The organism is Mucilaginibacter sp. P4_G9 (assembly GCF_056400985.1).
In genome coordinates this window covers 1-6,634 of the sequence record NZ_JBFUKF010000310.1, presented here as the reverse complement: position 1 = coordinate 6,634, position 6,634 = coordinate 1, and the positions used below count along the sequence as shown (strand labels likewise).

At 42.8% G+C, this 6,634-nt stretch carries 5 protein-coding genes; 1 reads left to right on the top strand and 4 read right to left on the bottom strand.

The window, feature by feature from the left end:
* On the top strand, positions 1–266 hold a 266-nt coding region (locus tag AC1DPZ_RS20385), incomplete at its 5' end, for a hypothetical protein (protein WP_477406837.1).
* Between the two features lie 40 nt (positions 267–306).
* Here the strand turns inward: AC1DPZ_RS20385 and AC1DPZ_RS20380 are convergent.
* The 4 genes from AC1DPZ_RS20380 to AC1DPZ_RS20365 form a co-directional block, all read right to left on the bottom strand.
* Positions 307–621 (bottom strand): hypothetical protein, encoded by a 315-nt coding sequence (locus AC1DPZ_RS20380; RefSeq protein ID WP_477406835.1) that lies wholly within the window; start codon positions 619–621, stop codon positions 307–309.
* Positions 588–1,910, bottom strand: coding sequence for a beta-N-acetylhexosaminidase (locus AC1DPZ_RS20375; RefSeq protein ID WP_477406832.1), 1,323 nt, complete (start codon positions 1,908–1,910; stop codon positions 588–590). The genes AC1DPZ_RS20380 and AC1DPZ_RS20375 overlap by 34 nt, the downstream gene beginning before the upstream one ends.
* Positions 1,911–2,234: 324 nt before the next feature.
* Positions 2,235–3,659, bottom strand: coding sequence for an efflux transporter outer membrane subunit (locus tag AC1DPZ_RS20370; RefSeq protein ID WP_477406830.1), 1,425 nt, complete (start codon positions 3,657–3,659; stop codon positions 2,235–2,237).
* A gap of 130 nt (positions 3,660–3,789) precedes the next feature.
* Positions 3,790–6,634, bottom strand: a 2,845-nt coding sequence (locus AC1DPZ_RS20365; RefSeq protein ID WP_477406828.1) for an efflux RND transporter permease subunit, incomplete at its 5' end; no start/stop codon positions are given.

Sequence of the window (6,634 nt, the reverse complement as noted above, 5' to 3'; positions counted from 1 at the left end):
ATGAAGATCAACAATTTAAACTAAACATAACTGATTTTGAATCTGCGGGCGATCGTGGGAAATCTGGTTATACTTTTAATATCAACATGGAAAATGGCAAGGTTACCAACAACATCAGCGGATCGGCCGTAGCACGCGATCTTTTTGAAGCCATTAAAGGCGATGACGCAGTTAAAGCCATGTTACTTGATAAAAGCGTTAAAATAAGTGTAGGTAAATCATTTGTGCTCAGCATCAAAACCACCCACCTTTCAACTTACCGGTAGGCTAAATTAACAAGCCCTTGAAAAGGAAATAGCCTGTTGGTTATTTCCTTTTTTTATGCGGTTTGCTTTTTGATGCTTTGGCCGACGATTTATGAGATTTTGAGATGGTCGACCTCCCTTTTTTTGAAGCCCTGGCATGCACTTTCTTTGAACTATGCCGGCGGCTATGTCTCTCGGCTACATAAGTTTTTTTGATAACCGGAGCAAAATCAACCGCTTCGGGATGGGCCGATGGAATAAATGGGTTATAGTAGTAAATATTATCTGCATCCCAGTTTTTTAAACCCGCCTGCAGCCTTTCATTAAAGGCGGCCTCATTCTTTAGTTCGGGTGCCGTCCATCCGGCTTCGGCCAAACTATATGCCCGCCATCCTGCAGGAAATCAAAATAAAGCGGCAAACGCGGGCAAAGCACTACCTGGTAATTTTTTTGCAATGCCAGGCTCAGTTGCCCCGGCAGGTTTTGGCGCCACCAAAAAATAATGGTTTTGCCGGCCGGCAGATCGGTTTGAGTAGCCTCGTCCCATGCCAGGATCTTACTACCCATGCTGGTAACTGTATCTGTCATCCGCTTAAAAAAATAGCGCYCCAGTTCGCCTACATCTGCAAAGTTTTTAGTCTGCATCAGCTTTGCTATAGCCGTATCCAAACTCCATGCCTTTATGCCAAAAATCACTTCATCACCACCCAAATGCATCATTTTGGCAGGGAAAAGCGAGTTGGTTTCTTTTATGATGTTGGCCAGGTACTGGTAGGTTTCTTCTTTAGCGGGGTTAAAAGTAAAGTTGGGATAGCCCGCAACACTTCCCCCCGAATACTCGGGATAAGCCTTATTTGCCGCCGTGGCATGGCCCGGCATATCAATTTCAGGAATTACGGTTATAAAACGTTGGGCAGCATAGGCTACAAGTTCCCTGATATCGTTTTGGGTGTAATATTCGGCTTCGGCACCGCTATCACTGTAATTACCAACTCCACCTATGGAAGTTAACTTCGGATATTTCTTAATCTCAATGCGCCAGCCCTGTACATCGGTTAGGTGCCAGTGAAACTTATTCAGTTTATAATAAGCCATCCAGTTTAGCAGTTGCTTTACTTTTTCCTTGCCAAAAAAATGCCGTGATTCATCCAGCATCAGGCCGCGCCATTGGTATCGTGGGGCATCGGTTATTTCGGTGGATGACAGGATAATATTTTGGTATTCGCGCGCGTCTGTTGCATTTGTTGATGCCAGGGTAAGGTTTTCGCCTTCTTTCGGGTGATCTTTGATGAGTTGCAACAGCGAGATTAACCCATAAAAAACACCTTCCTTATTGGAGGATGATATGGTTACCTGGTCGGGTGCAATTTTGAGTGAGTATGCCCCAATAGTTTGGTTTGTATTGGTTAAAATAAGCTTTATTGAACTTTTGGAATCCCCGTTGCTTACCTCGGGCGATAAGCCTTTTGCTTTAAATAATTCCTTTTGAAAGTAAAAGGCCAAAGCGGTTAACGAGGTATCGCTTACACCGATGGTAGACCGGTTATTAATACTTATTTGCCCTACACCGGTTACAACCGACCGGGGCTGGGGAATTATATTTAAGTTTTGCGCCTTCAGATAACACGACACCAGGAGCAGCGCTGCTAAAAATTTAAATTTCATTCAAAAAAGCAAGTTCAAATTATTGGGTAACTGCTATGATAGGTATTTTTCGGGTAATGCCGGTAATTTATTTGTAAAATGTGGGAAATATGCATAAAAATGCGGTTTTTATCGAYATTTATCCCACTTTTATGGAAGAAAAAATAAAGAAAAATCGAGTTTAATCGAGATTTGTTATCTGAGATGAATCTTCTGCTTTTTTATAAAGCATCTCTACAAAAAAGGCCTGTCGGAATTAGTTCCGACAGGCCTTCTAATATATTCAGGGCAATTTGATCGACGGGACTAACTATTCACCAATTAACCTAATCAACCATTCACCAATTATTTCCATCCACCGCCTAATGAGCGGTAAAGATCGGCGGTTGCGGTTAGCTCATCTCTTTTTATAGAGGCAAGGGCAAGTTCACCTTGCAGTACATTGCTTTGGGCTGTTATTACTTCAAGGTAATTGGCCAGGCCATTTTTGAACAGCAAACTGGCATTGGTAGTTGCCTGCTGTAAGGTTTTTACACGGTTTGCCGCTATAGCCTGCTCCTGCTTAAGTTTTTCAATTTTAACCAGTGCATCTGATACCTCGCCAACTGCATTCAATACCGACTGCCTGAACTGAAGAACTGTTTTTTCACGGTCGATTTTGGCAACCTGATATTGGGTACTCAGTTCTTTGTGCTGTAACAAAGGAGTAACAACGCTACCCGCAAYAATACCAAACAAGGCGGCCGGTATGTTAAACCAATTGCTGGCTTTAAAGGAGTTAACTCCCCCACTTGCAGTGATCCTTAATGCAGGATACATCTCTGATTTGGTAATACCCACCTTGGCATTGGCAATGGTTAAAGCCAGCTCCTGGCTCCTTACATCGGGCCTGCGGCTGATGAGGGTAGATGGTACGCCTGCTGTTAACGTTTCAGGGAACTTCACGTCGTTTAAAGTACCGTTTCGTTCGATACTGTCTGGTAGTCTTCCGGCCAAGATGCTCAGGGCATTTTCCTGCACGGCTACATTCCTTTCAAATTGTGGCACCAACTGGGCCGCAGATTGTTGCTGTGCTTCGGCCTGTTGTACCGCCAATAAGGTAACCTGCCCGGCATCATACTGTAAACGGATGATCCTTAAGGTACTATCGTTCAGTTTCACATTCTTTTTGGCAATGTCCAACTGCGCATCCAGCATCAGCAGGTTATAATATCCCTGTGATACACCTGCCACAATATTGGTTTGAATTGCCTTTTTTGCCTCGGTGGTTTGCAGGTATTGTGCAAGCGCCTGGCGACTTTGGTTGCGGATCTTACCCCAAATATCAGCTTCCCATGAAAGGGCTAAATTTGCCGAGTAATCCTCAACGTGCTTTGTGCCAATGTTATATTGGGCAATGCTTAAGCCTGTTATGCTGTTATCGCTTGGGCGGTTGGAGCTTGCAGTAACATTCAGGGCAACCTCGGGCACATAGTTCCATTTTACCTGTTTAAATAACTGTTGGGCCGCATCTATATTTTTTACAGCTATCTGCATATCGTAATTTTTAGCAATAGCGCTATCAATCAGCTTTTGCAGGGTTGCATCGGTAAAAAAGTTTTTCCACTGTATATCGGCAATACTGCTGGTATCGGCAGTTGTGGCTGCTACGCTATTCCTAAAATTTGCAGGCAGCTCTGCTTTGGGTGTTTCCACATCTTTTGATACTTTACAGGCGCTTAAAAAGGCCATAAGTAATGCAAAAGCTAATGGGGTTGTATATCGTTTCATTTGTTTGTTGCTTTGAAAGAGTCAAGAACCAAGAGTCAAGAATCAAGACCGAAGACAATCTTCAATCCTATTATTCTGTAACTTTTACTTTTCTATCCTGACTCTTGATTCTTTACTCTTGATTCTATTCTTAATTATTCTGTAGCTCCAATTTTTTAGCGTCAATGGCATGCCCTTTTTTATGATCTGATCCATCGTTGTTCAGTACTGCCAATGGCACACCACTAATTCGTTCCTGTAATCCCTGGAATATCACAAACAATACCGGGATGATGAATAAACCTAACAGTACCCCTGATACCATCCCGCCGGCAGCACCAATACTTATAGAGTGGTTACCTTGTGCAGATGGACCGGTTGCAATACTCATCGGGAATAAACCGAATACGAAAGCCAGTGAAGTCATGATAATAGGGCGTATCCTCAACCTTGCGGCTTCAATTGCCGATTCAACCAAACCATGCCCGGCCTTGCGTCGCTGCACTGCAAACTCAACAATAAGGATAGCATTTTTGGCTAACAAGCCGATGAGCATGATCAAGGCTACCTGTACGTAAATGTTGTTTTCGATACCGGTTAAGCCTAATACCACAAACACACCCAATATACCTGTAGGGATTGAAAGGATTACCGCCAATGGTAATATATAACTTTCATACTGTGCTGATAATAAGAAATATACAAATATCAAACAAAGCATAAATATAACTGCCGACTGCCCGCCCGAAGAAATTTCTTCGCGGGTTTGGCCAGCAAACTCGTAGGCAAAACCCGACGGTAATTGCTCCTTGGCTGTTTCCTGGATGGCCTTAATGGCATCACCGGAACTATAACCCGGTTTTGGGATAGCGTTGATCTCGATAGAGTTGAACAGGTTGTAACGTGAGGCGGTTTCTGAACCATACACACGGGTTAGTTTAACCAGTGTATTGATAGGTACGTTTTCACCGGTTTTATTTTTAACAAACACCCTGTCAATTGCTGAAGGATCTGTCCTATCCGCAATATCAGCCTGAACTACCACGCGGTAGTATTTACCAAAGCGGTTAAAATCTGATGCCTGGGCGGTACCGAAGTAAGCCTGCATAGTTTGCAAAATGTCTTTAACATTTACACCCAGCTGGTTAGCCTTTTCGTCATCAACTTCTAATTGTAACTGAGGATAATCTGCTTTATAAGAAGTAAAGGCATAAGCGATAGCCGGTTTCTGCATCAGCTTTCCTATAAAGTTATTGGCAACGCCGCTAAATTTATCCAGCTTGCCGTTGGTTTTATCCTGCAGCATCACGTCAAGCGCTTCCACGTTACTAAACCCGGGAACGGTTGGAAAACTGAACACGAAGAAAGTACCACCTGGTATGCCACCTAATTTCCCCCTTACTATATTCTGTATATCATCAATATTTTTGACTGCGCCCCTTTCATCATTGGGTTTTAGCAATAAGAAAATTACCCCGGCTGATGGACTGCTGGATTGTGTTAAAAAGTTAAAACCAGATAACGCGGTAACAAACCTTGCTGATGGTAAAGTTTTCAGTTGATCTTCGGCCTGTTTAAAAATCTTATTGGTACCACTTAACGAAGTTCCGGATGGTGTATTAACAGCTATGGCCACAAAGCCCTGGTCTTCGGTAGGGATAAAGCCGGTTTTTGTTTTATTTACCAGGTAAACTGTAGCTGCTACTACCAATACAAGCCCGCCTATACTCAACCATTTTTTACGGATAAGGAACTTTAAGCCCCCAACGTACCTGTTGGTCATATAATTAAAACCACCATTAAAGCCTGCATAAAATTTTTCTAAAAAACCTTTTTTAGGTTCATTATGACCATCCGCGCTATGTTTGTTCTTTAAAAACAAAGCGGCAAGTGCAGGACTTAAGGTTAAAGCGTTAACAGCCGATATGATGATAGCTATAGCCATGGTCAACGCAAACTGCCGGTAAAATATACCTGTTGAACCTACCATGAAGCTTACGGGTAAAAATACGGCTGCCATAACCAGTGTAATAGATATAATGGCGCCTGTAATTTCTCGCATTGCCTCGGTAGTTGCTGCTTTTGGGGTAAGGCTTGGGTCGTGTTCCATTTTGGCATGCACCGCCTCTACCACCACTATGGCATCATCCACCACAATACCTATGGCCAGCACCAATGCAAACAGCGTTAAAAGGTTAACAGAGAAGCCAAATAGGTTCATGAAGAAGAAGGTACCTATAATGGCTACCGGAACTGCTATAGCCGGGATCAGAGTAGACCTGAAATCCTGCAGGAATATAAATACTACTATAAACACCAGTATAAAAGCCTCTACCAGTGTATGTTCAACCTGGTTAATTGACTCATCAAGGTCGGTTTTGGTGCGATAGAACTGATTGTATTTGATGCCGGCAGGAAAATCCTTTGATAACTTTACCATCAGCTTATCAATCTCAATCTGAATTTGGTTGGCGTTTGAGCCCGACAATTGTATGATACCAATAATAATACCGTCGTGCCCGTTCAGGTTACTTACGCTATTATAAGAATAGGCACCCAGTTCAACACGGGCTACATCTTTTAAATGCAATACGGAACCATCTGCATTTGCACGGATAGCAATATTCTGATATTCCTCTGGTTTGGTAAGCTTACCCTTATATTTAATTACATATTCAAAAGCCTCGTTACTGCGCTCACCAAATTTACCAGGCGCGGCTTCAAGGTTTTTGTCCTGTATAGCTGCCATTACTTCGGCGGGTGTAACTTTGTAAGTTGCCATTTGTGCCGGATTAAGCCAAACACGCATGGAGTAATCCTTAACACCACCAAAAATACTGGCCGAACCTACACCCGTAATACGTTTAATTTCGGGTACAATATTGATCTGTGCATAGTTGGCCACAAAGGTCTGATCATATTTTTTTGGATCCTCTGTGTAAATAGCCATGGCACCTATAAAGCTGTTTTGTTGCTTGGTAGTGGTTATACCATAT